Source organism: Pseudoalteromonas sp. 19-MNA-CIBAN-0066 (assembly GCF_040308705.1).
GTDB classification, from domain to species: Bacteria; Pseudomonadota; Gammaproteobacteria; order Enterobacterales; family Alteromonadaceae; genus Pseudoalteromonas; species Pseudoalteromonas nigrifaciens.
On sequence record NZ_JBEONZ010000011.1, the window covers coordinates 39,337 to 66,104 of the forward strand.

At 34.3% G+C, this 26,768-nt stretch carries 25 protein-coding genes; all 25 read right to left on the bottom strand.

The annotated features are described in order from the left end of the window. Window positions 1-85: 85 nt before the first annotated feature. A complete protein-coding gene (locus AAEZ18_RS08755; protein ID WP_350594471.1) occupies window positions 86-1,204 on the bottom strand; it encodes a hypothetical protein in 1,119 nt (372 codons plus the stop codon). Window positions 1,205-1,502: 298 nt separating this feature from the next. Further along, window positions 1,503-2,663: a glycosyltransferase family 4 protein gene (locus tag AAEZ18_RS08760; protein ID WP_350594472.1), complete on the bottom strand. Its 1,161-nt coding sequence runs from the start codon at window positions 2,661-2,663 to the stop codon at window positions 1,503-1,505. Further along, the gene (locus AAEZ18_RS08765; protein ID WP_350594473.1) at window positions 2,660-3,301 is read right to left on the bottom strand and encodes a sulfotransferase family 2 domain-containing protein; all 642 of its coding nucleotides are present in this window, start codon (window positions 3,299-3,301) and stop codon (window positions 2,660-2,662) included. The genes AAEZ18_RS08760 and AAEZ18_RS08765 overlap by 4 nt, the downstream gene beginning before the upstream one ends. Beyond that, window positions 3,294-4,391, bottom strand: coding sequence for a glycosyltransferase (locus tag AAEZ18_RS08770; protein WP_350594476.1), 1,098 nt, complete (start codon window positions 4,389-4,391; stop codon window positions 3,294-3,296). The genes AAEZ18_RS08765 and AAEZ18_RS08770 overlap by 8 nt, the downstream gene beginning before the upstream one ends. Window positions 4,392-4,422: 31 nt before the next feature. Next, a complete protein-coding gene (locus AAEZ18_RS08775) occupies window positions 4,423-5,436 on the bottom strand; it encodes a glycosyltransferase family 2 protein (protein WP_350594478.1) in 1,014 nt (337 codons plus the stop codon). A 15-nt stretch (window positions 5,437-5,451) separates the two neighbouring features. Beyond that, window positions 5,452-6,885 (bottom strand): lipopolysaccharide biosynthesis protein, encoded by a 1,434-nt coding sequence (locus tag AAEZ18_RS08780; protein WP_350594480.1) that lies wholly within the window; start codon window positions 6,883-6,885, stop codon window positions 5,452-5,454. Further along, window positions 6,878-7,807: a hypothetical protein gene (locus AAEZ18_RS08785; protein ID WP_350594482.1), complete on the bottom strand. Its 930-nt coding sequence runs from the start codon at window positions 7,805-7,807 to the stop codon at window positions 6,878-6,880. Before AAEZ18_RS08785 ends, AAEZ18_RS08780 begins: the two co-directional genes overlap by 8 nt. Next, the gene (locus AAEZ18_RS08790; protein WP_350594484.1) at window positions 7,804-8,763 is read right to left on the bottom strand and encodes an NAD-dependent epimerase/dehydratase family protein; all 960 of its coding nucleotides are present in this window, start codon (window positions 8,761-8,763) and stop codon (window positions 7,804-7,806) included. The genes AAEZ18_RS08785 and AAEZ18_RS08790 overlap by 4 nt, the downstream gene beginning before the upstream one ends. Continuing rightward, entirely contained in the window at window positions 8,764-9,453 is a 690-nt protein-coding gene (locus AAEZ18_RS08795; protein ID WP_350594486.1) for a WbqC family protein, read from the bottom strand. After that, window positions 9,450-10,526, bottom strand: a complete 1,077-nt coding sequence (locus AAEZ18_RS08800; protein WP_350594487.1) for a DegT/DnrJ/EryC1/StrS family aminotransferase — start codon at window positions 10,524-10,526, stop codon at window positions 9,450-9,452. The genes AAEZ18_RS08795 and AAEZ18_RS08800 overlap by 4 nt, the downstream gene beginning before the upstream one ends. A gap of 3 nt (window positions 10,527-10,529) precedes the next feature. Continuing rightward, window positions 10,530-11,405, bottom strand: coding sequence for a glucose-1-phosphate thymidylyltransferase RfbA (gene rfbA / locus AAEZ18_RS08805; protein ID WP_350594488.1), 876 nt, complete (start codon window positions 11,403-11,405; stop codon window positions 10,530-10,532). A gap of 1 nt (window position 11,406) precedes the next feature. Beyond that, window positions 11,407-12,510 carry a dTDP-glucose 4,6-dehydratase gene (rfbB, locus tag AAEZ18_RS08810; RefSeq protein WP_350594491.1) on the bottom strand — a complete coding sequence of 368 codons (1,104 nt, stop codon included), beginning with the start codon at window positions 12,508-12,510 and terminating at the stop codon, window positions 11,407-11,409. Between the two features lie 150 nt (window positions 12,511-12,660). After that, on the bottom strand, window positions 12,661-14,889 hold the full coding sequence (locus tag AAEZ18_RS08815) for a polysaccharide biosynthesis tyrosine autokinase (RefSeq protein WP_350594493.1): 2,229 nt from the start codon (window positions 14,887-14,889) through the stop codon (window positions 12,661-12,663). Window positions 14,890-14,903: 14 nt separating this feature from the next. Then, a complete protein-coding gene (locus AAEZ18_RS08820; protein WP_350594495.1) occupies window positions 14,904-15,338 on the bottom strand; it encodes a low molecular weight protein-tyrosine-phosphatase in 435 nt (144 codons plus the stop codon). Between the two features lie 11 nt (window positions 15,339-15,349). Continuing rightward, the gene (locus AAEZ18_RS08825) at window positions 15,350-16,474 is read right to left on the bottom strand and encodes a polysaccharide export protein (RefSeq protein ID WP_350594498.1); all 1,125 of its coding nucleotides are present in this window, start codon (window positions 16,472-16,474) and stop codon (window positions 15,350-15,352) included. 1,111 nt (window positions 16,475-17,585) lie between these two features. Further along, window positions 17,586-17,783 (bottom strand): NAD-dependent epimerase/dehydratase family protein, encoded by a 198-nt coding sequence (locus tag AAEZ18_RS08830; protein WP_350594550.1) that lies wholly within the window; start codon window positions 17,781-17,783, stop codon window positions 17,586-17,588. A gap of 299 nt (window positions 17,784-18,082) precedes the next feature. Then, window positions 18,083-18,961 carry a glycosyltransferase family 2 protein gene (locus AAEZ18_RS08835; protein ID WP_170072633.1) on the bottom strand — a complete coding sequence of 293 codons (879 nt, stop codon included), beginning with the start codon at window positions 18,959-18,961 and terminating at the stop codon, window positions 18,083-18,085. Beyond that, window positions 18,961-19,773 carry a glycosyltransferase gene (locus tag AAEZ18_RS08840; protein WP_170072632.1) on the bottom strand — a complete coding sequence of 271 codons (813 nt, stop codon included), beginning with the start codon at window positions 19,771-19,773 and terminating at the stop codon, window positions 18,961-18,963. The genes AAEZ18_RS08835 and AAEZ18_RS08840 overlap by 1 nt, the downstream gene beginning before the upstream one ends. After that, entirely contained in the window at window positions 19,766-20,623 is an 858-nt protein-coding gene (locus tag AAEZ18_RS08845) for an ATP-grasp fold amidoligase family protein (protein WP_350594501.1), read from the bottom strand. Before AAEZ18_RS08845 ends, AAEZ18_RS08840 begins: the two co-directional genes overlap by 8 nt. A gap of 22 nt (window positions 20,624-20,645) precedes the next feature. Beyond that, entirely contained in the window at window positions 20,646-21,779 is a 1,134-nt protein-coding gene (locus AAEZ18_RS08850) for an O-antigen ligase family protein (protein ID WP_350594503.1), read from the bottom strand. Further along, window positions 21,746-22,873 carry a glycosyltransferase family 4 protein gene (locus tag AAEZ18_RS08855; RefSeq protein ID WP_350594505.1) on the bottom strand — a complete coding sequence of 376 codons (1,128 nt, stop codon included), beginning with the start codon at window positions 22,871-22,873 and terminating at the stop codon, window positions 21,746-21,748. The genes AAEZ18_RS08850 and AAEZ18_RS08855 overlap by 34 nt, the downstream gene beginning before the upstream one ends. 1 nt (window position 22,874) lies before the next feature. Next, the gene (locus AAEZ18_RS08860; RefSeq protein ID WP_170072629.1) at window positions 22,875-23,942 is read right to left on the bottom strand and encodes a polysaccharide pyruvyl transferase family protein; all 1,068 of its coding nucleotides are present in this window, start codon (window positions 23,940-23,942) and stop codon (window positions 22,875-22,877) included. Beyond that, window positions 23,935-24,432 carry an acyltransferase gene (locus AAEZ18_RS08865; RefSeq protein WP_248280161.1) on the bottom strand — a complete coding sequence of 166 codons (498 nt, stop codon included), beginning with the start codon at window positions 24,430-24,432 and terminating at the stop codon, window positions 23,935-23,937. The genes AAEZ18_RS08860 and AAEZ18_RS08865 overlap by 8 nt, the downstream gene beginning before the upstream one ends. Then, the gene (locus tag AAEZ18_RS08870) at window positions 24,413-25,582 is read right to left on the bottom strand and encodes an oligosaccharide flippase family protein (RefSeq protein WP_350594507.1); all 1,170 of its coding nucleotides are present in this window, start codon (window positions 25,580-25,582) and stop codon (window positions 24,413-24,415) included. Before AAEZ18_RS08870 ends, AAEZ18_RS08865 begins: the two co-directional genes overlap by 20 nt. Window positions 25,583-25,621: 39 nt before the next feature. Continuing rightward, a complete protein-coding gene (gene wecB / locus AAEZ18_RS08875) occupies window positions 25,622-26,755 on the bottom strand; it encodes a non-hydrolyzing UDP-N-acetylglucosamine 2-epimerase (RefSeq protein WP_350594510.1) in 1,134 nt (377 codons plus the stop codon). Between the last annotated feature and the right edge of the window lie 13 nt (window positions 26,756-26,768).

Genomic DNA, 26,768 nt, shown 5'->3' on the forward strand with positions numbered 1-26,768 from the left:
GTCGATTCTTGAGGTAATTATAAAAATCTATTTTTGATTCAAGTATTAAACCACTAATATGTAATATTATTGTATTTTAATATTTTTAATTCTTTAACTGCCTATTGAAAACATGGGTTACATTACATACATAAGCTACATAAACCACATACAACGCAATAAATGGAAATCTATATCTTGCAGCTGTACCATAATTAAAAACTACCAACCCGTATACCGAGAGTGATCCTATAAATAAAACTAACCAAAATATTAATTTATTTATGTTTTTATTCCATGCTTGGATGGTTAACCTAACGACAATAAACATAATAATTACATTCTCGAATGCTTGAATTAGCTGTAAAGGGCTACGCGCCTCCCAAGGAAAGGGCTTTGCAAAAAAATACAAGCCACTGGTCAGCCCCATATAAATAAAGTCTCCTATATCATTAACTAAGGGGACTTCATACACATTAATGCCGCCATCCTCTTGGAACATAGCTAAGCGGTATTTATTAATCAATGGCGCAGCAATGGGAAAACTCGCAACCAACACAATGGCCAAAATAGTTAAAACAACGAAGCCTTTACGAGCAGATAATCCCTTTTCGCCTAGGTTGAATAAAACAAAAGTAAATAAGGGAAGCATTAAAAAAAAGTTTTGAAATTTTATGAAGTAAAGAGGGGCTATAAACAATATCATTAACAATAAATTACGCTTTATAGCAAAGTAAGTAGTTAACATCATGCAACAAAAAATAAGTGTATCGCGTAAGCCTAGCCCTGTATAAAGTATAACGCTAGGATACAACAATAAAAAGTAAGCCGAAAATCGATTAAGCACTCCTTTCTTATATAAAAATATAAACATTAAAATATATATAAGCTTATTAAAAAAACCTAGGCTTTGCACTGTTTCAATAAATGGTAGCGGTATAAAAGCAAGCATCCAACTAGCATTCTCTACCGTACTCGCGAGCTCAGTTACATTTTCCCCACTGCGTATTTCCATTACAGCTGCTATATATCTAAACTGATCCGACATATAGCTTGCTGGAAAAACAACATCATTTAATATAAAGGGTACAAAACAATGTGCTAGTAAAATTAGCGTATAATTACGTGGTAGCTTAACTAAGTTGCTCATAATTAAAACAACAAGAATACAAATTAAAAAATTAGGCAAGTCATAAAAAAAAGACGTTTCTAAGTACCAATTCATAACTTAAGAACCTATATAGTTAAAGGTTTTTCATAAAAATAAAAACAGCTTATAAATCTAAAAAACTTCATTTAAAGCCTGCCTAAATAGTTTGTACATTTTAAAATAGTTAACATTTATAGTGCATAAATAATAAATACCAAACAAACTATAAGTAAGTTAAACTTTCACTTACTATGATAAAGCTATCTACGTATTTCAGTATATTAACTAGTCCAATACCATAACAGATATTATAATGATGGCAGGTGTTCATCGTATAAAACTAGACTACGCAATTTATAATAAGTAACTCCTATTAATACTTCTTTCTATTACTTATACCCTTTAACCAAACACTCTCATAACCGCTAACCATTTTATCAAGACTAAAGCTATCTACTATCCGTTGACGACAAGCTTGTTTTCTTAAAGCCCACTTTTCAGGGGAATTATACTTCTCATTTCTTGCATCTAAAATAGCATCAGCTAACGACTGTGGTTTTTTTGGCGAAACCACCCAACCGGTATCACCTACAATCAGAGCCGCATCACCTACATCTGTAGTAATACAAGGCGTACCGCAAGCCATTGCCTCGTTTAATACATTGGGAAAAGCTTCGCCAAAAGAGGATGATAAAACAAATATATCTAAGGCGTTCATAACAGCAGGTATATCATTACGACGCCCTACCAGCTGTACATTATCATTCAGCCCAAGGGTATCAACTAAAGATATTAATTCTGGGTTATTTCTATCTAAACGAGTACCAACTAGAATAGCATTAAACGCACCTGAAAATTTATTTGAAAATGCCTCTAAACCTAACAATAAATTTTTATGATCTTTTTGCGGATCATATCTTCCAACGTGACCTATTAAAAAACAGTCAGATAAAGTTAATTCATTTCTAAAATCTATACCTAATTTTTTATTACAGACATACTGACTAACATCGTAACCATTACTAACAACAACACCTTTATTAACAGAGAAGCCTATTGACTCTTGAATCTCTCTAGATTTTTCAGCACAGTATATAATTTTTTTAGGAATGAACTTCGAAAGAAAAGCATTTATTTTGGCAATTAAAATTGTTGATTTTTTAGACTCTCCTTTTACTAATGTTGTGTGGTGGACTCCCCAAACAATATTTTTAACACCTGCTAAACGCGAAAACACACCACCAAACAAATCCCCATGAAACATCCAAGTTTGTACAACATCTGGTTTTAGTGTTTTTATTAAACTAAATATTTTAAACACACGGAAAATACTTAACTTACTATTTAATATGTTTAAACAGTAAACATTTACACCAGCCTCTACTAACAAATCCCCATACTTTCCCTCATCCATTAATGAAATAACTGTATGCTCAAAGGTAGAACTTTTAGACGTAGTTAGGCGATATAAAACAGCTTCCGCGCCTCCATCATTTAAGCCTGTAATAACGTGTAGTGCTTTCATTTTTTTCATTTAAATTCGTAACCAAATGTCTGTATATCGCTTTCATAAATTTTATAAATCAAATCTATAAGATCTTGGTTAGCATAGTAACTACGGTAATCATCAGCAGATGAGGTTGAGTTAGCTCGACCAACATTTATTTTTTTATTAAGATTTTTTTCTACTTCAGCAATGCCGTTTGCTAAATTCTCTAACTTTTCAACATAATCAACAATTATTTCGCCGTTACTATCGGTCAAAAAACGTACTTGAGGCTGAAATATATAGTCAAGCTCATTTATGTCACGTAAAGCAAGCCACTCTTTTACAAAACGCTCAAAGGTTTCAAACTCCGGGATTTGGTATTGTTCAGGTTTGTATACTCCCATACTCTCAGTACGGCCTTGCTTAGCAAACTTATAGGCTGATACAGCGCGTGACCATGGGTTTCTAACAAACGAAAATACAAAACATTCATTATATAAATTAGGAAATTTATTTTTAATTTCTACAGCAGTGTAATGCCCTAAAGTACGGCCATAAATTGCTTTATTAATGCTGGTACCTGCTACTTTTGGTACATGAATAAAAATAGCACCTTGCTTTCTCCAATGGGGATAGCGGCGGTATAGATTCAATTTATGCTTAATAGTTTCTAATTCAATCATTACTTTGCTCGTAAAGCTCATTAAAAAGATTTAAATACTTATCACCAACTGAGTTTAAGGTGAATTGACTAAGGTGCTCTTTCAACTTAATTAAATCAAATTCTTTTTTGTAATTCCCTGTTACTATCAAGTCTACAATGGCGTTAGAGTCATTAACAGGCACGAGACTTCCAAACTCGCCGTTACCTAACACTTCTCTGGGTCCTGAAGGGCAATCTGTTGATATTATAGGCAGGGTGTTCTCTAATGCCTCCACAAGAACATTACCAAATCCCTCCCAAGAAGAGGTCATTAGAAATAAATCATAATTAGCTAAACTTGTTGATAAATTTTTAGAAAACCCTTTTAAGTTTACACGAGCTGCTAAGTTTTTAGCTTGTATTTGCGCTTCAAGTTGGGTGCGCAGTTCACCTTCACCATAAATATCAATAATAAAATTAAAATCTAACCCTTTTAACTTCTCAGCAACATCAAGTAAAAGTGGATAATTCTTTTGCTTAGTTAAACGCCCTGCAACTACAATCTTTATACTGTCTTTATCTTCATTCAAGTTTCGTAATTTGAGTTCGGGTTTAATATAGATAGGATTATATATGCAACAGCATTTATTAGGAGGTACCTTATAGTATTTTATAAAAGAGTTTTTCGCGCCTTCAGAAACGCCCACCACTTTGTCACTTTTTTTGCACACATGCCTATGAAATAAATCAAGCCCCTTATTTTTTAAATTTATTTCAATATGGCTATCTCTAAGTTTAAGGTCATTATGTATAGAGGGGATATATATGGCTTTTGAACGGGCTAGTAATTTTGCATAATATGCAATAACATTCGACACATCGGTAAAGCTCAAAATCACATCTGGCTGAAATACCTTTATAGTTTTAGAGAGAGTATAAACTCTAGCTTTAGCATTGAGCTTGCAAAGAGATACACCACTATTAATTTTGTAGCTATTTTTAGCTTCGTTCCAATAGCACACTTTAACATTATGGCCTTGGTCACTAAAATAATTTGATAACTGGGCTGCCACTCTTTCAGCACCACCTCCTCCAATGGAAGCAATGACAATCAATATTTTTTTATTCACATTACCAACCTTAATGTCTCAAACGAGGAGATTACTTATTAATCGCAACGTACCTAAAATATAAAATAGCTCTTTTAATTTTCAAGTTTTTAAAATCTAGTGATTTCGAAAAAAATAAAAGTGAATCTAATTTACTTTTATGGAAATGCGAAATTGCCAATCCATGAAAAATAGCTTTTCTTTTATATTCCACTAAATATTTTTTATCTTGGGGTAAGTCATTCTGCATTTTATTTAATGTTGCTAACATTTTTTCTCCGTGTACTATTCTCATATTAATATTATTAAGAACATTATTAGTCCATGAATTGTCACTACCCAGCCTATAAACACTCATTTTATTTGAGATTAAGAATACCCCCTCCATACCTAAAAAAACTTCAATTAAAAAGTCTCCTACTGGAGATTCCGAGTAATCAGCCAAAAATTGTAAACTAACATTTCTGAAAAAATATGAGGCTGTAGGGGCAAACTGACCATCGGTTAAAAACACTTCATTGACAGGGACAATTCCATCGTTAAAGTTCAGGCTTCCAAAAGCGTCCTTAATAAGATCATCCTGATTGTTAATTACTAAAGAATCGTGCACAACTAAATTTACTTTTCTATTATTATTTAATACATCAGTTTGAAGCTGTAATTTATTTTCATTAATCCAAAAGTCATCCCCTTCACATAATGCAAAATACTCACCTTTAGCGTGCGCTGAACTCAATAAACTTGGTTTTTTACCTTTTGAATATTGGTTTTCTGTTTGTATAACAGGCTTGAATATTTTAGGGTACCGTTTAGCGTACTCTCTAACAATATCGCTAGTGCCATCCGTTGACGCATCATCATGTGCTATCACTTCAAATACAAAATCGGTTTTCTGCATTAAAAAACCTCGAAAAGCATCTTCAATATACCTTTCTTGATTAAACATATGACAAAGAATGCTTACTACTGGCTTATCAATATCACCTTGCCAGTTTGCCATAACCTCTTCCTCCGTAGGTAATGGCTGCGCCCTGAAAGCATCGAGATCAAATTTTTCGTTTTCCATATAAATCCTTTAATACTATTTGCGCATTACTAAGTTTATTGTTTCTGTAAATGCCTTCAGCTTAGTAACATAACCAGCCACTAGATACACTAGAGGAGCTAATACAATAAAGGCTGTTAACTCCAGAATTGGTGTTAGAGCCAACTTACCTTGCATACTGTAAACCGCAGCAGCTATAAAACTTGTGATAATAAGCGTAGGCATAAAATCTGCTAATTGCTCTTTTAGTGTGTAGCCTATTAATTTATTTGAGTAATATGCATTTGGTAAGTAATTTATTTTACTTACAATTATTTGTCCTATTAAAACAGTTACAATGTCGTATTGAATGGTAAATATAAATACCACAATACCTACTACTTTTTTAAATAACCCAACATAAAAAAATAAGTCTGCCCTGCCTTTCACTTTTAATATGTTTAAGTTAATTGAATGCAGTGGGTATAACACAGAGGCAACAAGCATTAGTTGTAAATAAAGCACTGCACCCTGCCACTTCTCAGGCAATAAAATATCAAAAATTAAGTTAGCTATTGCCGCTGTAAATAACAGAAGCGGAAAAACCAAAATGGTCGTTATGCGTACTATTTTACGGTAACCAGTTTTTAAACGGGCATTATCTTGCTGTATTTGCGAAAGTGCTGGGTAGGTAACGGTTTGAATAGCACCTATAAATAAATCGAGCAGAATATCTTTTATTTTTTGTGCAAAGTAATAGTAACCTAATAAACTTGCTGCAAAAAACTTGGGTAATACAATTAAGTACATATTAGCAAAGGGTATTGCAAATAAAGAATCGAGGACGACAAAACAAGAAAAACCAGCTAACTTTTTTACCGAGTTATAACTTAACTTAAATTTAGGCCGCCATATGCTGATAACCCAATAACACAGGGCTTGCACAGCATGCATTATTAGCATTTGGAATATAAGTGCCCATACCCCAAACTTTAAATAGGCGAATAAAATAGCTGCCCCTGATGAAATAAAAGCTGCTGGCAACACTATTTTAAGCTGCGCTTTAAAGTTTAATTTTTTAACTAGTAGGCTTTTAGGTACCACTATTACGCTTTGAAAAAATAAACTAAGCGTGACTATTCGTATCAGGGAGGTAAGCAGCGGTTCATCGTAAAAAGTAGCTATATATGGTGCCGCTATATAACAAAGCAAGTATATAAGCCCACTGAGCGCTATATTTATAAAAAAAGCAGTGTTTAAGTCTTCGTCTTTAACATCGGGCATCCTTATAAGGGCTTGACCAATACCCGCATCAACTAATGCCGTAGAAAGAGCAATAAACACCGTAAGCATGGCAATTAACGCATAATCATTTGGCGTTAAAAACCACGCTAACAGTAGCGTGGTAATAACTGTCACACCTTTGGTGGCAAATTTTTCAGCTAAATTCCATGCAAACCCGAATATAGCCTTATTTTTTAGTTCAGACATTTTTTTCTGTACTTTCGAAAAGCAGTTTCAACTGCCTTAATGCTTCACCGCTAGGCTTTTTATGCACACTCGAAATATATACTCGCCTATTAAATAGTTTTTTTAGTCCTGTAAAATTATAAATAAGCTTTATAAATACAAATACTGGCTTTGCCTTTATTAGTAAATTTCTAGCTTTAGACTCTATAAAATTTAGCGAAACTACTTTTTGCGAACCCTGTGCAGTTTTTTTCTTTTCGTTTACATGTTTTTTTTCAAATAAAGTTTGAAAATTTTCTGGAGATACATTTAGTAAACCAGACCATGCCATGTAATATTTTTCAGGGTTATTTTTTATGTCTTCAAAGTGAGTAACTTTTAAATCAAAGTTACTTTTAAGATAAGGTAAATAATTATTGAAAAGGAATGATTCAAATAAAATGTTATCAGGCTCTTTTAAAAACTTGTTAATACATTTTTCGACAGTATTTAAACTTTTTATTTTTGAGTAAAAATCAGGATACAACTGCACATACAACGAATAAAAATAATCAATTGGCTCTCGCAAAGTAATTACAACTTCAGTTTTGTATGGGGCTATGAGTTTTTTTAGATTAGCTAACTTTCTATTCAAAGGTAGGTTATCAGCGCCGGGGTAAGCGACCATAAGCCCTTCATCACTGAATATGTTTAATTTATCGTCATGAAGTTCGGCTTCAAGTTTTTTTACAGCGTCTTCAAATGGTATTTTTTCTTCTATAGCATCACGAATGTACTTACCACTATAATTGAAGATTGTTACTTTGCCTGTTTTATCGCTAACTTCTAAGTTTTTACCTAAAAAATTAACTTTATTTGAATCATGTAATGTTTGCAAAACATTTTGCTGTAAAGTGGAGGTTGCCGTTTTAGGCAACCCTAAATGTATTAAGAGCTTTTTCATTTCGTTAATTCGAATACAGATGATGGAGAATTTTCTTTTATATCTATAAGTAGGTCTTTAATGCCAAACTGTGGCTTATAATCAAAAGTGGTCTCAGTTTTACTCATATCAAAAGTGAAGTTAGGTTGAGACGGCTTTTCAGGCTTATGTTCGAGTACCACATCACCCTCTGCAAATACGTCAACGATTGCATCCGCAAATTCTTTTAAGCTGACTGGGTTACCGGTTCCTGCATTGAATAAACCTTGCGCAGTTGGATGCTCAATGGCTTTAAGTATTAAGCGAGCAAAATCTTTAATATAAGGCATGTCTTTAGCATTTTCTAATTCGCCCCATAATTCAAGTTTTTGATTATGCATGACTGACCGTATCATTTGCATATAAGCTTTTGTTTTAGGCTTACCATCTACATGATAGTTAACGTTATCGTCACAGCAATATACCGTTGGAATACGAAATATCATGGTTTGCAAACCATATTCTTGGTGATAATGCTCGACCAATTCACAAGCAGTTACTTTAGATATAGCGTAAACAGCATGATCACCTGTATAAGTAAGAGTGCGTTGATCAGACTCCTTTATTGGAACACCAGTGTAAAATGAACCAGACACATCTGAAAATGTCATAATGTAGATGATTTTTTTAATATTATTTATTCTACAAAACTCAAGAACATTTAATGTGCCTGTTACATTAACGTCAAAATACTTATTTTGATCATAGCCTTCCATTGCTGCTGGCATCGAGCCTGCGACTAAAATAACACTATCATAATCCGTATCTAGGCTTTGAAAGCTATCACGATGGGTTATATCAAGCTGTACGGTATCAATATTTTTATTATCTATAACAGTGTTATTATAAGTGCCGGTAACTTTGATTTTTTTGTATATCTCAGCTGTTATTCCTTTACCTAAACTACCAGATGCACCAATCAACAATACTTTATTCATTTAATTTACCTCATATTCTCTTAAAAGCGCTTTTACTTGCTCTTTACTATTCCACATCAATACATCAATTATCGACAAGTAAGGCACAAACTCTGATTTACCTTGTTGGTAGTTGACGCTTCGCATTTCGATAAAAGATAGGTTTACCCCTTTATCAGCAAAGTACTCTTTGCTATATAAATTTTTACCTCCAGGGCTATTAATGTAGTGTTTACTATTAAGTAAACCTGCCATTGCAATTAGCTTATCAGCAGCTGGTAAATCACGGTTATACTCAAGCTCACTTGAAAACTTAAATTGCTTATTTATGCCTAAATAGCTAAATACGGAGGTGATGCTATTTGCACATAGCGTATGTACTTGGCGTTCGGTACTCGTTAGTATTTTTTCTATAATTGGGTAAACGTCATTAAAATAGGGGGCTTTTGCGTAGCCTTGACTGATTGTTTTTAATGTTTTTTTTACATTAGGGTCAAAGTTTAGATCTTTAATTAGTATATTTGAAGATGCTCCAGGCACTGGCACAGTGAAACGTTGAGCTTGGCCATTCACTAAAATATTATTGCGATTAATATAACCGTTTTTAATGTAAGTAACATCATCATAAAAAATAAAAGTGTCTACAGCATTAACAAGTTGATAATAGCCTAAATAAGGAAATAGGTAAGGTTGCATTACAGCAAAATTCATAATGTGTCCTTTATTATTGAGGTTACTGTAGTTACATCGTCTTCATTCATAAAATTATGTAAAGGCAAACACAGTACACCACCTGCAATCTTTCGACTAACATTACAACCAAAGCTATATTGCTCGCTGTAAGCAGCATCAAGTGAGGGAGTAAAATAACGACGACTTTGAATATCTTGTTTCGCTAATGCATCTATTACTTTTTTTTGTAATGTTTTATCAGCGATATAAATAGGCATATAAGCACCATTAATATTCGCTTTTGTATGCCATTGTGGTATTTCAACAATTCCTTCTAACTCTTCACAATATAGATTAAATAGTGCTGACCTGTGCTCTATGACTTGTTCAATTTGATCGAGTAATGTTAAACCCACCGCACATTGGTATTCATTCAATTTAGCGTTAATACCTGGCTCGCCTAAAGTACCACCCGCTTGTATACCAAAGTTAATTAGCTCTTTAGCTTTTTCATAATCGGCTTTGTGTTTAAAAACAATCGCGCCGCCTTCCACGGTATGAAATACTTTAGTGGCATGAAAACTTAAGGTACTGGCATCACCAAAATTAAGTACGGATTCATCGCCAACTTTTACACCAAATGCATGTGCAGCGTCGTAAATTACTTTTTTATTATGCTTATTTGCAACGCTTTCAATGGCGCTTACATCACACGGGTTTCCGTAAACATGGGTTGCTACAATGCCATTGTAATGGTTATCTTGTGTTAGGGCTTTATCTAACGCTTTAGGACACAGGTTATAACTTTTTGCATCTATGTCACTAAATGCGGTTTCTATTCCTTGCCATAATAAAGAGCTGGTTGTTGCTACAAAGCTAAAGGGCGTAGTAATAGCTGAGTTAATATTCAAAGATTTACACGCTACTTGTATTGCGAGCGTTCCGTTAGATACCAGCAGTAAATTTTTTACCCCTAAGTAGTCTTCTAGGCGCTTAGTAAGCTGCTCGTGCAATGGGCCAAAATTTGTGTACCAGCCAGTGTTATTAACTTGCGCTAAGTACGCGGTCAGTTTTTTTAGGTCTGGAGTAAGTGGTTTGTTGAGTACAATCATTATTTATTCTTTTATTAGTTCCATTAAATATTGGCCATAGCTATTTTTTATAAATGGCTGAGCTAGTTTTTTAACTTGCTCTTTAGTTAGCCAGCCATTATTAAAACCAATTTCTTCTAGGCAGGCTATTTTGTAGCCTTGGCGCTTTTCGATTGTTTCTACAAATTGGGCGGCTTCTAGCAAGCTTTCGTGTGTGCCTGTGTCTAACCACGCAAAACCACGGCCCAACATTTCTACATTAAGCTTGCCTTGCTCTAAATACATTTCGTTAAGGCAAGTAATTTCAAGCTCACCACGATGAGACGGTTTCACTTTTTTAGCTAATTCAACAACCGAGTTATCGTAAAAATATAAACCCGTTACCGCATAATGTGACTTTGGATTACTTGGTTTTTCTTCTATAGAAATTGCTTTTTGGTTTTGGTCAAACTCAACCACACCAAAACGCTCAGGATCTTTTACTTGGTAGCCAAAAACAGTTGCACCTTGGCCATTTTTAGCGTTTTGAACCGCATGTTTTAACTTTGGTGTAAATCCTTGCCCGTAGAAAATGTTGTCTCCAAGTACTAAGCATACATCATCATTACCTATAAACTCTTCGCCTAAAATAAAGGCTTGTGCTAACCCATCAGGGCTAGGCTGTGTAGTGTAAGTTAATTTAATACCAAATTGTGAGCCATCGCCTAGTAAGCGTTTAAATGAGTCGTTGTCTTCTGGGGTGGTGATTATTAAAACTTCGTTAATACCCGCTAGCATTAATACCGATAGCGGATAATAAATCATCGGCTTATCGTAAATTGGTAGTAGTTGCTTAGATACCCCCATAGTAATTGGGTAAAGGCGGGTGCCTGAGCCCCCTGCAAGAATAATTCCTTTCATGTTACTCTCCTTGAGCTTGCGTATTTATTTCACCAAGACGCTCACGATGATACGAGCCATCCTGCACATTTTTACACCACTGCTGGTTGTCTAAATACCATTGAACAGTTTTGCGTAGGCCCGTATCAAATGTTTCAATAGGTGCCCAATTTAATTTTTCACTCATTTTTGATGAGTCTATTGCATAGCGGCGGTCGTGACCTGGTCGATCAGTTACAAATGTTATTTGCTCTGAGTATTTAGAATCTTTAGGTATAAACTCATCTAAGATACTGCAAATAGTTTGCACTACTTCAATATTTTGTTTCTCATTATGACCACCTATATTGTAAGTTTCACCAATTTCACCTTCGGTTACTACTTTATAAAGTGCACGTGCATGATCTTCAACATATAGCCAGTCACGTATTTGGTCACCTTTACCATAAATTGGTAAGTTTTTACCTTCAAGCGCATTAAGTATTACTAATGGTATTAGCTTTTCAGGGAAATGATAAGGCCCGTAGTTATTAGAGCAGTTGGTGACAATAGTTGGCAAACCATAAGTGCGTAACCAAGCTCTAACTAAATGGTCGCTTGATGCTTTTGAAGCTGAATAAGGGCTACTAGGCGCATATGACGTTTGCTCAGTGAATAAAGGTAGATCTTTACCCAAAGCACTTCCTTCCTGCTCATCGGGATGAGGCAAGTCACCATATACTTCATCGGTTGAAATATGATGAAACTTAAACGCTTCTTTAGCTTTAATATCTAATGCATTCCAGTATTCTCGAGTTGCTTCTAGTAAATTATAAGTGCCTATGATATTAGTTTGAATGAATTCAGCGGGGCCAGTTATAGAGCGGTCTACATGGCTTTCTGCTGCTAAATGCATTACTGCATCAGGTTTATGTGTTTTAAAAACTCGATCTAATTCTGCACGGTTGCATACATCAACATGTTCGAAATAGTATCGGTTAGAATCTTCCGCCTTTGGAAGTGACTCTAAGTTCCCCGCATACGTTAACGCATCAAGGTTAATGACACTATCTTTAGTGTTAGAGAGAATGTGGCGAATAACAGCGCTACCAATAAAACCTGCACCACCAGTTACTAATATTTTCACAACAAATACCTTTATATTTTAGCAATTATCTGTGGGAAAGCTGTTTTTATACAGCCCGAAATATGATTTATTGCATTTGAGCTAATTACTTATCCTCTGAGATACTTTTCTACATTGAAATAGCCTAAACTAAATTTTAGGCTTTTTTCTTTATTTATCGCTTTTATACTCATAATTATAGTAACCGTAATAGCCATAAGCGTTACTCGCTTTTTTAACAACACCATTAAATACAACACCTCTTACATATGTACCATTTTGCTCAAAACGGTTACGGGTTAGTTCAATCTCGCGCAAATGGTTTTGCCCAAAGCGCGTAACTAATAACGTTGTACCAACATGAGCACTTACTATTGCAGGATCAGTAACTGCGAGTATAGGTGGAGTATCGATAATTATAATGTCGTAAGCTGCACTTACTTCTTCAACTAATTTACTAAAATTAGAGTGCATTAATAGTTCTGAAGGGTTTGGCGGTATTTGCCCTCGCGTGATTACATGTAAGTTTTCAACTCTGGTTGGCTTAGTAACTTGCTCTAGATTCAAATGCCCTGATAAATAATCACTTAAACCATTATTCCACTTTAAACCAAACGGCGTTTGCAAGTGGCCTTTACGCATATCGGCATCAATAATAAGTACTTTTTTACCACTTTGCGCTAGTACTACTGCTAAATTAACCGATATGAACGACTTACCCACACCGGGGCTTGGGCCCGATATAGCTATGATATTATTTTTAGCTTCCATCATCGCAAAATGCAGGCTGGTACGTAAGCTACGTAATGCTTCAATTGAAAGGTCTGCTGGGTTATCAACTGCGAGTATGTTTTTAGCTTTAGCTGCTTTACTCTTACGCAATTTAGTAAAATTTATTAATTTTTCTTGATGTTCCGAGTAGGGAACGCTTGCGTATACAGGCAACCCTAATGCCTCTATTTCGCTTGGGTCTTCAACACCTTTATGAAGTGCTTTTTGCATAATTACTATAGTTATTGACAGCAACGCACCTAAAATTGTTGCAATCACTACGATTAATGGCTTTTTAGGCTTTATTGGGCCTGTTGAGTTTAACTCTGCTGAGTCGATTATTCGTACGTTACCCACAGTACCTGCGCGAACTATGTCAAGCTCTTGAGCCTTACTTAAAAGCAACATATAAATTTGATTGTTTACTTCTACGTCGCGCCTAAGACTCAACAGCTGCTGCTGAGTGGCTGGTAAATTGCCAACTTCTTGTACAAGCTGCTCTTTTTGCTTTTTCATCTCGTTTATTTTTTCAACTAAGCCTTGGTAAAGTGGGTGTTCACTTTTAAATTTCCGGCTTAATTCTAAACGCTGTAAATCTAAGTTTTGTAGTTTTGTGTCTAAGGTTACAACGCGATCGAGTACTGATTGTGTTTCTAAGCTTATATCAACAGACTGTTGTTTAATTTTGTAATTATTGTACTTAGCTTCTGCAGCTTCAAGCTGTTTTTTTATCTCTGGAAGTTGTACTTTTAAAAAGTCGAGTGAACTTTGCGCTTCTTCACTATTACGCTCAACATTTCGGCGTACATAAATTTGTGCAATCTTATTTATTACTTGCTGAGCATAACCAGGTGATTTATGTAACATTTCAAGTGCGATTATACCCGTACTTTTACCTAGCTCACTCGCTATTAAACTGTTTTGTAAAGCCAAAATTGTGCTGTGGCGATTTTTGCGAACAATTAAAAATTCAGTACCTGGCCGCGCATTAATACTCTTAACTGTTAGCGCAAAACTTCCATTGGTTAGCTCCTCGCCTACATTACCTTTTAGTATTTGCTCTTCATCGCTATTTAATAAAGCCACAGTATCGTTATCAGTCGCTTTTAAAATAAAAGTTTTGCCTATAGCCGATTTAGGTACTTTAAACCTAAACACATCTATAGCCTCTCCTCCCCAAGCATAACTATCGGCACCATATTTAGGTTCTGCTAATTGATTTGGTTTAATCGCTGAAAAAGAGTTGTATGCATTTTCTCCAATGTAAGGAAAAAATTTTGGGGTAACAACTACATCAAGCTTAAGGCTATCTACTGCTTCACCTATTATGCTTCGCGATTTTAGCAATTCAATCTCTGCAGTTGAGTTACTCGACGATTCAAACATACCACCTACGTCAGCTAATCCCGGTACATTTGAGCCTGAGCTTTCTACCTGCAAAATTGAGTTAACTTGATAAACAGGTGTCGAGTATTTTGCGTAAACAATCCCCATAAGCATGAATATTATTGTAACGCTTAGTACTAAAAACTTCCGGTCAACTATGGCGCCTACAAATACCATTAAATCTATATCTTGTACATTTTCAGTTTGTTTATTTGCTTGAGTTGTACTTGGCTGAGAATTCATTAATTAGCCATTCCTTATAAATACTTTTGCCAAGCGCTGCATGCGCTATCAATTAACTTATATACGTGTTCAAAAGCTTCTTCGCTTTGCCTATATGGGTCTGGTATTTCGGCGTTGTTAATCCATTTACCAAGTAAGAAGGTTTTACCACGAGCTTCTGGATAACGGGCGTGTATGTCACTTAAATGTCGCTCTTCCATTACCAATATTACACTGTTCTGTACAATTAATGCCGATGTAAGCTGTTGCCCTTTATGAGCATTCATATTAACTCCATGCAACTCTGCAATTTGCTTAGCTTTTGCATCTGCAGGTTTGCCTTCCAATGCTGTTAACCCCGCTGATGAGATCTTAATATTTTTACCTTTAAGCTTTTGCTTTAAAACATATTCACCGGTAGGACTTCTACAAATATTACCCGCGCATACAACCAAAACTGAATCAAACATATTCTCTCCGATTAGTTGCTTACAGAGTCAATTGTATCATCTATTTTATCGATAGCACTTACCGAAGGTAATAGTAAACTAATTACACGATTCCAACGTGCTAATGGTGCCGACGTTACATAAACTATGTCGTTTGGTTGTAACTTAAATTGTTCTGCTATAACCATCGCTGTAATATTTTTTGCATGCAATTGATATACATCTGCAATTAAACCTGTTTGCTCTAAGTTTCGTTTACGCACTACAAATACGCCATTAGCATCAGCACTGCCTTCATTTATACCGCCCGAATCACTTAGTGCTTCAGCTAAATTTAACCCATAACGATTTACTTTTAATGTACCTGGTCGCTTTACTTCACCTAACATAAATACTTTTTGTGCATCGTTTCGGTTTACGTGCACTATATCACCATGCTCTAAAAGTCGATTTTGCGATATATCACCATTTGTATAAAAGTCATCTAACTTTATTATTTCAGTCTTTCCATTATGGGTGTATGTCACTGTTCGCCAATCTGCTGCACTATTTAAACCGCCAGCTTGGTTTAACGCATCAATAAGTGTAAGAGGTGTTTCTGTTATTGGATATACGCCTGGCTTGGCCACCTCACCTGTTACGTAAGCTTTTTGACTTTTAAAACTAACTATTTTCACATCTATTTGAGGTTCTTCTATAACTCGACTAAGACGCTTTACAAGTGCATCACGTATTTGTGGAATGGTTTTTCCTACAGCGGGTACATTTGGAGCATACGCAAAGGTTACTGTTCCATTCTCTTGCACTCTAAAACCGTCAAATTCTGCTGTACGTTGCGTTCCAGCTGGTATTGTTAGCTCGGGATGGTCCCATACACCTATTGTTATAACGTCGCCTACACCCAGCTTATATTGGTAGCTTGATGTATCCAAGGCTGTAACTTTAGCTAAGTTATTAATCTTTTGGTATTTTTGTTTTTCTGCAGCTATTAGCTTTGAATCTATTATTTGAATATTTACTTTTTCGAGATCTTCTTCAAGATTCTGAGTTTGCACACCTGGGTTGATGCCTTCAAAATGACTACCAGGTATAATAGTACAACCTGTCATGCTTAGTATTGCGAGTATTGATGCGAGTGATTTACAGCTTAACGCCATTGTAGAATCCCAAAATTATTTTAAATATTGCACTTGCCCACCAACCTTGGTGAGCACTTGTTTTTAACTGGCTAATTAAAGCATGCGCACCATTGTGAAGCAATAGGCTATAGTTTGTAAAAGTTGTGTAACTTTATCTTAATTAACGCTGAAATTATATCAGGGTTTTCATACGATATTTATGAGTAAATTCAAATGAAAACAGTTTTCAGTAAAATACCAAACTCACTCATCACCCATTACAAAAGTAGAAATAAATAAGAGTAGATGGAGCTCACTAAAATATAGAGATTACGAACCTTTACCCATCACGCCAGTAAGCTTAGCGCCTACAAAAAAATTAACCACGTAAATTCCCCCACGCTTCCGCCCCTAGGTTGCAGTTCCTACGTACTGATGCAGCTTAAATTTTGATATTTATAAGTGAGATTAAAACTACAATTACAAATTGCATAAAGGTTATTGTATTTTTTGTTTTGGCTCGTCGCTTTTACCTTGCGTTACTGCACTGAGAATTGATTTTTGTGACTGGCTTTGGAGAAGTGTATTTTTATTTATTACGGGATACTCGCGATTTATTTCGAGGTTTACTGGTAATAGTACTCGCTTTCCATAGCTATCTGCACATTAAATCAATTGCAGTATATACAACATCAAACTAAATGAGCGCATAATTATACCCGATGCAGTCCACATGTAAATGACTAATTAAAGGACAGGTTTAAAATATAAAAGGGCTGGTAAAAAATAAAATACCCTGTTCTAAAGATCACCCTGTTCTATATTCTTAGGTGGGCATTTTCGACTTCAGTACAGTAATAAATCATGTATCTAGCGGCAACATGGCGATGTTGAAGCTAAAGCGGGTTTGGCCGAAAAATATAAAGAGGTATTAGGTAATGAAGTTAAAATTGAGATAGGTAAGTCATAGGCGAGAAGCTTACCCACACAATTTGATACATCCTCATATACGGCTCTATATTCGGGCGATCCCATGGGCCGTAAACTATGAAAAAACGCAGCCCTATTGTTAGTAAACCATATAAGAGTGAATAGCTATGCGCTATTAATTCATTTGCTTTTTATTCGCAGCATAAAATAATACAGAGTCTTAGACACCATCTTCGGTTTCAAACAGCGTTTTTTCGTTTAAACTATTTACCGAACTAGATAATGTGTAAATTAGGTGCTTAACTTTTTGGTGACGGCACGCTTCAAGTACATTTAAATGCCCTACTAAATTTGAATCGGCGTACGCGTTGAGGAACTCAATTGAGTAGCGTCCCCTTGCTTGTGCCGCTAAATGAATGACTTTATCAAACTGCTCGGCTTTAAAAGCTCACCCAGTAATACACGTTCGGTTATATCTAATTTAATAAAGATAATGTTGTTATGGCGTTCAAATAAAACTAAACGGACTAGCTCTAGGTTTACATCGTAATATTCATTGAGGTTACCCATGACTACAACTTGATACCTTGCAGCTAATAATTTTTTACTTGTAGCTGCACCAATAAAAACCTCCAACACCCGTTACCAAATATTTCGTAAAGAACTTAGGTTTTATTTTATTAACCATAAGGTTGACTAATAACTATCTATTTAATGCTATTTGATATTAAAGAACAAAAGGAACGTTCTTATTGATGGATGTAACCACAAAGAAGCAAGCGCATGTTTTATATAACGATTACTTTTTTGGCTTCGATAAGCCCTAGCTAAAACGTGCTCTAATCTTGATTCGAACACTTTTCTATCTTTGCTGGGTATTGTTTTGAGCTTTTGCTTATATTTTTCTTTTAAATAGGCTACCGTATTTAGATGCTTATCAACATTACCTGTAATTTGTTTGCTTACATTAGAATGCACTGTGTAAATTAGGTTATGTTTAGTGTCCCAAATACCCTTAGTTAGTTCTAACACTCTAATCCACAGATCATAGTCTTGTAATGATTGTAAGTTATTATCAAAGCCCTTCGTTCGCTCAAGAAACTCTCTTTTAACTGCAACCCCTGAAGTAGAGCCAACATAGTTTCCGTTCCAAATAGAACCTTCTAATTTTTTATGTCTACTTTTTCTTTTTATAATATCGAGATCTGTATCTTGTACGAAACATTTCCCTGTAAAAACTAAGCCTACTTTTTCATTACTTTCAAACTGTTCTAATTGATCTTTAATTTTGCCATTAAGCCAATAATCATCATCATCTAAAAAATGAACAATAGAGCTAGAGGTTGTTTTAATTCCTAAGTTACGAGAGTAATTGCCTCCTTTTGATTCAGAGTTATAAATGTAATTAAAATTTATGTTTCGTTGTATAGCTAATTCTTGAAACCTTTTTAAAAGATTATCTGGAAGTTGATGAACTGAACAATCATCTATAATAACCAACTCTGCAGGCAGCAAAGTTTGAGAAAAAACAGATTTAACAGCTCTTTCTAAGTAGTCAATTCTATCTTTAGTTGTGATTACAACTGCGCTATCCATTATCTGAACCTCTTATAAGCAAACTTTTTGACCCTCGTTGGTGAAACTCTCATTAAAAAAAACACAACTATAAAGGCTAAATCTAAAGGTTTTTTTGATAACTTTTGCCATGCAAAAAATTTGAGTTTAACTTCGTTAAGTACCTTTTTTTTACTGCGTCTTTCAAAGAAATTATTACCCACTCTAAAAAACAATAATGGTTCGTTTAGGTTCCCAAACTTATAACCTTGCTCTAATAACCTGATCCATAGGTCGTAATCTTGAGTGTTTAATAGTGTTGCATCGTATCTAAAGTTATCTTTAGTAAACACTTCAGATTTCATAAATACCGTTGGATGGTTAACAGGGCACCTTCGTACAATATTTTTTAAAATTTCGGAGGGGTCACTAAACATCTTTTTTTCTTGCTGATGAGTACCGTTCTCATCTATTTCTATTAAATCGCTACCTAAAATATCTAGGCCATTTTTTTTTATAAATTCAAGCTGCTTTTTAAAGCGATCTACGTGCGAAATATCATCTGCGTCCATTCTTGCAATATAATTATAATCCTCTTGTTGGACTATGTTTAGTAGCTCGTTTAATCTAGTAGCTAGACCTTCGTTGTACTGATTAAAATATACACTCACTTTATCGTTGGTATTAAGTACAGTTAGAAAGTCATTCAAATCACTATCGACAACTCCATCTACAGCTATGAAAAAATGAAATTGTTGATATGTCTGATTTAGAATGCTCTCCACTGATTCAATTAAGTAAACAAGTGAATCTGCTTTATAAACAGACATTAATACGGCTATTTTATCAGGCATTATTTGATCTCATTTTAGCACCTAGTGCTTGATCGTAACTTTGAGGTTCGAAGGCTCCAAGGCCATTTTCAGGAAAGTTAGTTAATTCACCAAAGTAAATTTTCTCATCCAGTATATATAAATCAACTCTGATAAAATCAAATTCTTGCGATAATTTTTCAGCTATATCTAAAGCTTGTTCAAATAAACGCGGCTTTTTGGTTGGCTCACCAGAAGGGTAAATAAGCTTCACATCTAATTGCTCAAAGTCTCTGCTATAAAGATTTCTTTTATGATCTTTAAATCGCTCTAAATCTATTTGTACTAGCTCGACCTTGCCATTGACACAAAAAAACTTATAGTCAGGCGGTACATCAGAGTTAAAGCTGATAAACTCTTCGACCACTAATTCTCTTGGTGTATTTTTATACACCCACTCTCTTCCTAGCAGGTAGTAATCTGTTTTTTTCCACTCTTCGGTCGCATTATAAACTTCGTTAAACTGACACTTATTTTTATCGACTATTTTTACCATTTGAGAACCGTGGCGAGCTTTAATCACAAACCGTTCTGGTAACCCATCCCAAATCTTTTTAGTGAATATTTTTCCAGACCAAAGCAAGGGTATTAAATCTACACCACTTGTTGTTTTTTCTACAAAGTCTCTAACTAGCAGCCTGTCAGTAACGGTTTCACGGAGTTGCTTTTCTTCGCTCCCCATCAAACCACATTTTTTACTAAGCAGCTTCTCACTAAAACTGCTGCCATTTAAATTAGGGATTTTCTTATGATATAAAGAATACTTAATTATTGAGAAAAGCTTATCTGGTACAAAGCTCAATACTTTAGCTATAAAAAATTTCACTCTCATTACGGGCTCCTGAATATATCAATCAAGCTAACTTTAACTCTTTTGATTTTTTACTTAAAACAATACTAAGACATAAAAAAAGTCCGTAAGCAGAGCTAAGCTCATACGACAGGTGCCATTGTATTAGGAAGTAAATTGTTATTAAAAATATAAAATCGAGATCAGATTTATTGCCTATGTTTTTATATATTTTTACTAAAGTAAAAATAATTATTAGAGTAAACAATAAAGCAAGTGCAAAGCCGCCCACTATTAAAAACTCTAACATTAAACTATGAGGATAAAACCCTAAAAGTGGTACGTAAGATCTTAAACCGTAACCCCAAAACTGTTCCGAACTATAGTTAAATACTTCAATGTAATAAGTATACCTAGCTTCTTCTTCAATACTAAAAATCAGACGTTCCATTTTTGCAATGACAAAAGATGAAAGAGTGTATATTTCTTCCCAGTAGGTAACAACAACAGGCGCTGTAATAAGAAAAACATAGAGTAAATATCTTTTTCTTTTATATTTAAAGCTCATATATATTAAAAGCAGTAAAGTTCCTAAAAGAACACCACGAGCAGGCGTTTTTAAAACCATAAAGAAAGAAAAAGCAAAACATAGCAGCAGAAAAACCTTTAATATAACTCTTTTTTCTCTTAAAAATAGTAGATAGCAAGCCAAGACCGTAATTCCAATGGGTAGGCCTAAATTTAGATAACTTAACGCACCCGAAGGCGAGGCCTTAATGATACCTAAAAAGCTTAAGCTACAGAAGGCGAGCCCATACAAAGCTGCGATTTTCATCAAAAATGTACCTGATAAATTTATTTTGCTGGAAAATATAACCCCTAAAATTACAATACAAATAATATTTATTAACTTAAAAACATACTCGAAACTGAGAGTTGCGCGTCCTTGCCAAAATGAAAGTACCAAATAACCAAACAATAAAGTTAAGATACTTAGGGCAAAAAGCCCTTCCCTGTTAATAGTAAAATACTTATAACCCAAAGCTAAAATAGCTAGAGCAAAAGCTAAACAAATTAAATTTAAAGCAGGGCTGAAAACAAAAAATTTCATTGAAGGTAAAAAAATCGTTACCCAAATCCAAACTAAGCAAAAATAAGAAAGGATTACTTCAATGTTAAGTTTAAGACTTTTACCCATTCTTTTTCCCAATTAGCCTTAGAGAATGAACTCTTAGCCGTGATATATGCATTTTTTTGATATGTTATTAATCGCTCTTTCGTTTCGATTAAATCGCATAGTTCTTTGTAAAACTCGTCAAATGTGGGGGGGACTAATGAGCCATTAAAGTTATTAAGAATAATATTTGTCATACCACCTACATTAGATGCAACAACTGCACAATTTGAAGCCATTGCTTCTAGTAACGATAATGAAGTTCCTTCCGAGCCTACAGAAGGAACAATTGCAATTGAGAAATCACGATGAAAGTCGATTGATTTTGAAGAATCAAATTTAGTTAAAAATACACGCTCATGAGACTCTACAAGCTTTTTGACTAGTGGAAGTTTCGGGCCATCTCCAGCAAAATAAAACTCAACATTATCGTACTTACTAACTAGTTTACTTGCTAGCTGAAGCGCAATATCTACACCCCGCCGGTCAACAAAGCGCCTTGCAAATACAATACTTATTTTGTCGTTACTTTTTTCAATTGGCTCTGCTGGTATATCAGTAAAATTAGGTATTACATGTATCTTATTTGAAATTTGTGCACTCGAACGATAAGTTCGGTACCAGTTTAAAAAATTGTAGTCAACACACACCGCTGCTTTAGAGTTTTCAAAAATTTTAATCGCTTTATGTCGTTGTAATGTTTTATAAACCCACGTTAAACCGTAATTAACTAATGCTCTTTTTAAAGGTGAGTGCATAGCTTCAGTATCAAAACCGATACCATGTTGGATACTAATTGATTCAAATTTAGTGCTAGGTTGAGAGTATTGATCAGAACCCCAAATTAATAAGGTACTTTTTACTGAGTTTTCAGATTTAAGATACTCAAATGTTTTTTTGGGATTAATTTGCCCGTTAGTATCTACTCCCTTAACAATATAATGTGGTTGTTCAATCTCAAAAAAATGTTTGGCGCTTTGATAAATAACAGGCTTAATTTTAAAGTTATCAAAAATAACCTTTGCTAACGCACTTAAATAGGTTTGGATGCCCCCTATCGTTTTATGATCGCCATCAAGGGTATAAAGACGATCAATTAAAATTACAAAATTGTGCATATTATAAGCTCGCTAATAAGGTATCTATCGTTTTATTTGACTCAATAAACTTGAGTCTTTTAGTCTCTAATAAATCAGCAGATATTTTATCATAATTATTTTCAATCTGATTTTTATAATGCTTAAAGCCCATTTGAGGTTTATAAAGAATTACACCATTGAGCTCTATAGAAGCTTGGATTAATTTTGGCTCGATTGGTAATGCAATAACAGGAATTCCAAGAAGTACGGAATATATTACGCCATGATAACGACTAGAAAACACCATTTTATAATTACCAAATGTTTCTAAAAACTCATTTATGGTCATTGAATATGGGTCCCACTCAAATGAGCTCAAGTTATTTTCTTTAAGGAACTCTTTTAATTTTGTATCGGGGCCAAACGTAATAAAGTCTACTTCTGAAAGCTCTAACCCTTTAACCTGTTCGAAAAGATATTCAACTGTATATTCACTATGTGTATGTTCCCAATCTCTAAGCACAACAGCAATGCGACCATTATCTTTTTTTCCTTCAGCTATCGTTTTAGATAGGCAAATATCAACAGTTTTAATTGCCTGAACATCTCCTTCTTCAGCAAAGCACATGCTTTTATTATCTCTTAGTGAAACAAAGTTAGAGATTTTCATTCTTTTAAGTACATTTTCTTTTACTTTAGAATCGGGTAAGAATGGGCCTAAGCCAACGGCTAAATAAAATTCCTTATCATATTCAATAGGCTTAATACCTTTATTGAACAACTTATTCTTTAATTTATTTAGTGTATAGCTTGGATTTAATAATAGGTCCCATAACTGTTTGGAGCTTCTTGCTTTTCCAAAGTCGTAGAACTGAGTCCCGCCACCATATATCAGGCTATTGCACCTTGTCTTATATAAATCTTTTTTAACAATCGCTTTTGAATTTGGGTAGCATTTCGAAATGTAAGCATTATTACTTCCCCAAATAGCTATTTCTTGCTCTGAATATTTTGATAGTAACTTTGTATATATAACATCCAATAGAGCATCATCACCAAAGTTGGAAGCCCCGTAGGCTCCTCTAATCAAACATTTAAATTTATCCATTTTTAGACTCTAAATAGTATTTTTTTTCTTTAAGCAACTGCTTAAATTCATCTAAGTTCTTTCTTTGCCCTATTATTTTTGCAGGGTTTCCACCTACTATCGAATAACTAGGTATGTCTTTAGTTACTACACTTCCCATAGCAATAACCACTCCATCCCCTATATTAATTCCTGGACATATTTTTACGCCAAAACCGAGCCAGCAAACACTTCCAATTGTAACTTTCTTTTTAATGATCTCTTCATCGTAAGGGACCAAAGTTTGTGATTCATAGTTATGATTTGCGGTCCAAATAGTCGATTGAGGACCAATTAATGTCCCTGGTCCGATGCTTACTCCACCAACTCCATACCAATACGCTTCAGGGCCTACGTAACAATAATCACCAATATAAATTTCTTCCGGAAAGTAAAACTTACCTTTTGATATCAATGTTTTTTTGCCTACAAACTTAAAGTTTGGACTCTTTTTAAAGAGAGATTTTATCATTTTTATAATCATATTTTAAAAGTATTAGTATTAAGCCTATAAAACGTACAACAGCGAAAACAGTTATCGCACCAAAAATACCAAAGAAGGCAATAAGCCCCCCTCCTAATATAATTGTAAGCAACAATTGAAACGTATATACCTTATTAAGGTAAGTATTAAGATTTCGATTAACCAGTTCTAAACGAACGAACCCAGCGAGAAAGCTAAATAGCATTCCAAGTAGGATTGGACCTAAATAAAATATAACTTCTCCGTATTTTTCACTGAAAAAATACTGAACAATCAAATAAGTTACAAAATAAAATAAAACTAAGAAAAACGATGATAGTAAGAACAATATAATTATATTTTTAATTTTTAATAATGAGGGTTTATTTTTAACAAAAGGTAATAATGCAGAGTTTATCGCTGTAGAGACAATCGAAACGACTGCACAAACAGTAAATGCGACGCCATATATTCCTAACTGTTTACCATCTATTTGTCCTCCATCACTATAGTATTTTAACCACCATGTTTCTGAGCGTATCATTATTAGTGAAGATATTTCAAAAAAATAGAAGTTTCCGGCCATTTTACTAAATAATGAAAAATTTAGCTTGAAATTAATATGCTTGGAATAGATAAATAATAATATGATTAAAATAACGACAGATAAATACGAATAGATATAAACAGGATTATCAAATGAAGATAAGTAAAATAAAGCAGTAATTAAAATTACTATATTTTTAAGAGGAAGCGTAATAGCATAACTAAAGAATTTTTTTTTGCATTGTAAATTAGATAGATGTGAATCAAAAATAGATAAACAAAACCCGGTAATTAAACAAACAATAATTAACTGGTCTGGTATTAAACTTAAAATATATAGTATTAATGCACAAACTGACAAAGCAAGCGCGATTAACATTTTTATTGATATGAACTTCCGCTCTAAAGATGTATCACAATTAAATACGTAACTATTATTAATACCTACAGAAGGCAATGTAGTAGCTAATGTGATTATAGATAAATAAAAGTAAAAGTCCCCATATTCGGTTACTGATAACTCATTCATTATCACTACAGAAGTTAAAAATGCTATAAACGCAGAAACTAAACGAGACGTTCCAACACTCAATATCGCTTTGTATAGGTTCATAGCAATTACTTTTTAATTTATTAAAACTTTAAAGATTTTTTATTTAAAATTTTTCTTACTGATTTCATCAAGGATACGCTTAACAGCCATCCCATCACCGTATGGATTATGCGCCTGACTCATTTTTTTATATTCTGTGTCATCATCCATCAATAATTTTATTTCTCGGATGATTCTATCTTTATCAGTTCCAATTAATTTTACAGTTCCAGCCTCTAAGGCTTCAGGTCTTTCAGTTGTATCACGCATTACCAATACCGGCTTACCTAAGCTCGGCGCTTCTTCTTGTATTCCGCCTGAGTCCGTTAAGATAATATAAGCATTATCCATTAGGTAGGTAAATGGTAAATATTGCTGAGGCTCGATTAGGTAAATATTATCGATACCTTTTAATACACGATTTACAGGTTCTTGTACATTAGGGTTGAGATGAACAGGATAGACAATTTGAGCATCTGGATAAGCACTTGCTACGCTTGCTAGCGCTTTACAAATATTTTCAAAACCGTCACCAAAACTTTCTCTTCGATGTCCCGTTACTAAAATTATTTTTTTATTTTGTTCTAGAAAAGGAAATTGCTGTTTAAGCTCTGCTTTTAAAGGTTCATTTGACTCCAAAATTTTTCGAATATGAAATAGCGCATCAATTACAGTATTGCCAGTAACTGTTATGTTTTTTTCTGGATAGCCTTCATTTAACAAGTTTTGTTTAGAGGATTCTGTAGGAGCGAAGTGAAGCTTCGTTAGGGTTCCTGTAAGCTTTCTATTTGCTTCTTCTGGCCATGGTGAATATATATCTCCGGTCCTTAAACCTGCTTCTATGTGAGCAACTGGCACCTGCTCATAGTATGCGGCTAAACTAGCTGCAAAAGTTGTTGCAGTATCTCCGTGAACTAAAACTAGATCTGGCTTAAATGATTTTATCACTGGAGTAAGTTCAACAAGTATTTTTGATGTTATCTCAGGTAAAGTTTGGCCTGATTTCATTATATTGAGATCATAATCTGGAGTGATTTCAAATAACTCTAATACTTGATCTAACATTTCTCGATGCTGACCTGTAACGCAAACTTTTGAATTAAATCGCTCGTCTGTAATAAATCCATTTACAAGAGGTGCCATTTTTATAGCTTCTGGTCTTGTTCCAAAAACAGTTAATACTTTAATACTCATGAATTCACCTTTA

Bases quoted from the DNA above. Each gene is read 5' to 3' on its own strand.
- AAEZ18_RS08755 (WP_350594471.1), bottom strand. From the start codon at position 1,204: ATGAATTGGTACTTAGAAACGTCTTTTTTTTATGACTTGCCTAATTTT.
- AAEZ18_RS08760 (WP_350594472.1), bottom strand. From the start codon at position 2,663: ATGAAAAAAATGAAAGCACTACACGTTATTACAGGCTTAAATGATGGA.
- AAEZ18_RS08765 (WP_350594473.1), bottom strand. From the start codon at position 3,301: ATGATTGAATTAGAAACTATTAAGCATAAATTGAATCTATACCGCCGC.
- AAEZ18_RS08775 (WP_350594478.1), bottom strand. From the start codon at position 5,436: ATGGAAAACGAAAAATTTGATCTCGATGCTTTCAGGGCGCAGCCATTA.
- AAEZ18_RS08780 (WP_350594480.1), bottom strand. From the start codon at position 6,885: ATGTCTGAACTAAAAAATAAGGCTATATTCGGGTTTGCATGGAATTTA.
- AAEZ18_RS08785 (WP_350594482.1), bottom strand. From the start codon at position 7,807: ATGAAAAAGCTCTTAATACATTTAGGGTTGCCTAAAACGGCAACCTCC.
- AAEZ18_RS08790 (WP_350594484.1), bottom strand. From the start codon at position 8,763: ATGAATAAAGTATTGTTGATTGGTGCATCTGGTAGTTTAGGTAAAGGA.
- AAEZ18_RS08795 (WP_350594486.1), bottom strand. From the start codon at position 9,453: ATGAATTTTGCTGTAATGCAACCTTACCTATTTCCTTATTTAGGCTAT.
- AAEZ18_RS08800 (WP_350594487.1), bottom strand. From the start codon at position 10,526: ATGATTGTACTCAACAAACCACTTACTCCAGACCTAAAAAAACTGACC.
- rfbA (WP_350594488.1), bottom strand. From the start codon at position 11,405: ATGAAAGGAATTATTCTTGCAGGGGGCTCAGGCACCCGCCTTTACCCA.
- AAEZ18_RS08815 (WP_350594493.1), bottom strand. From the start codon at position 14,889: ATGAATTCTCAGCCAAGTACAACTCAAGCAAATAAACAAACTGAAAAT.
- AAEZ18_RS08820 (WP_350594495.1), bottom strand. From the start codon at position 15,338: ATGTTTGATTCAGTTTTGGTTGTATGCGCGGGTAATATTTGTAGAAGT.
- AAEZ18_RS08825 (WP_350594498.1), bottom strand. From the start codon at position 16,474: ATGGCGTTAAGCTGTAAATCACTCGCATCAATACTCGCAATACTAAGC.
- AAEZ18_RS08835 (WP_170072633.1), bottom strand. From the start codon at position 18,961: ATGGATAGCGCAGTTGTAATCACAACTAAAGATAGAATTGACTACTTA.
- AAEZ18_RS08840 (WP_170072632.1), bottom strand. From the start codon at position 19,773: ATGCCTGATAAAATAGCCGTATTAATGTCTGTTTATAAAGCAGATTCA.
- AAEZ18_RS08845 (WP_350594501.1), bottom strand. From the start codon at position 20,623: ATGAGAGTGAAATTTTTTATAGCTAAAGTATTGAGCTTTGTACCAGAT.
- AAEZ18_RS08850 (WP_350594503.1), bottom strand. From the start codon at position 21,779: ATGGGTAAAAGTCTTAAACTTAACATTGAAGTAATCCTTTCTTATTTT.
- AAEZ18_RS08855 (WP_350594505.1), bottom strand. From the start codon at position 22,873: ATGCACAATTTTGTAATTTTAATTGATCGTCTTTATACCCTTGATGGC.
- AAEZ18_RS08860 (WP_170072629.1), bottom strand. From the start codon at position 23,942: ATGGATAAATTTAAATGTTTGATTAGAGGAGCCTACGGGGCTTCCAAC.
- AAEZ18_RS08865 (WP_248280161.1), bottom strand. From the start codon at position 24,432: ATGATAAAATCTCTCTTTAAAAAGAGTCCAAACTTTAAGTTTGTAGGC.
- AAEZ18_RS08870 (WP_350594507.1), bottom strand. From the start codon at position 25,582: ATGAACCTATACAAAGCGATATTGAGTGTTGGAACGTCTCGTTTAGTT.
- wecB (WP_350594510.1), bottom strand. From the start codon at position 26,755: ATGAGTATTAAAGTATTAACTGTTTTTGGAACAAGACCAGAAGCTATA.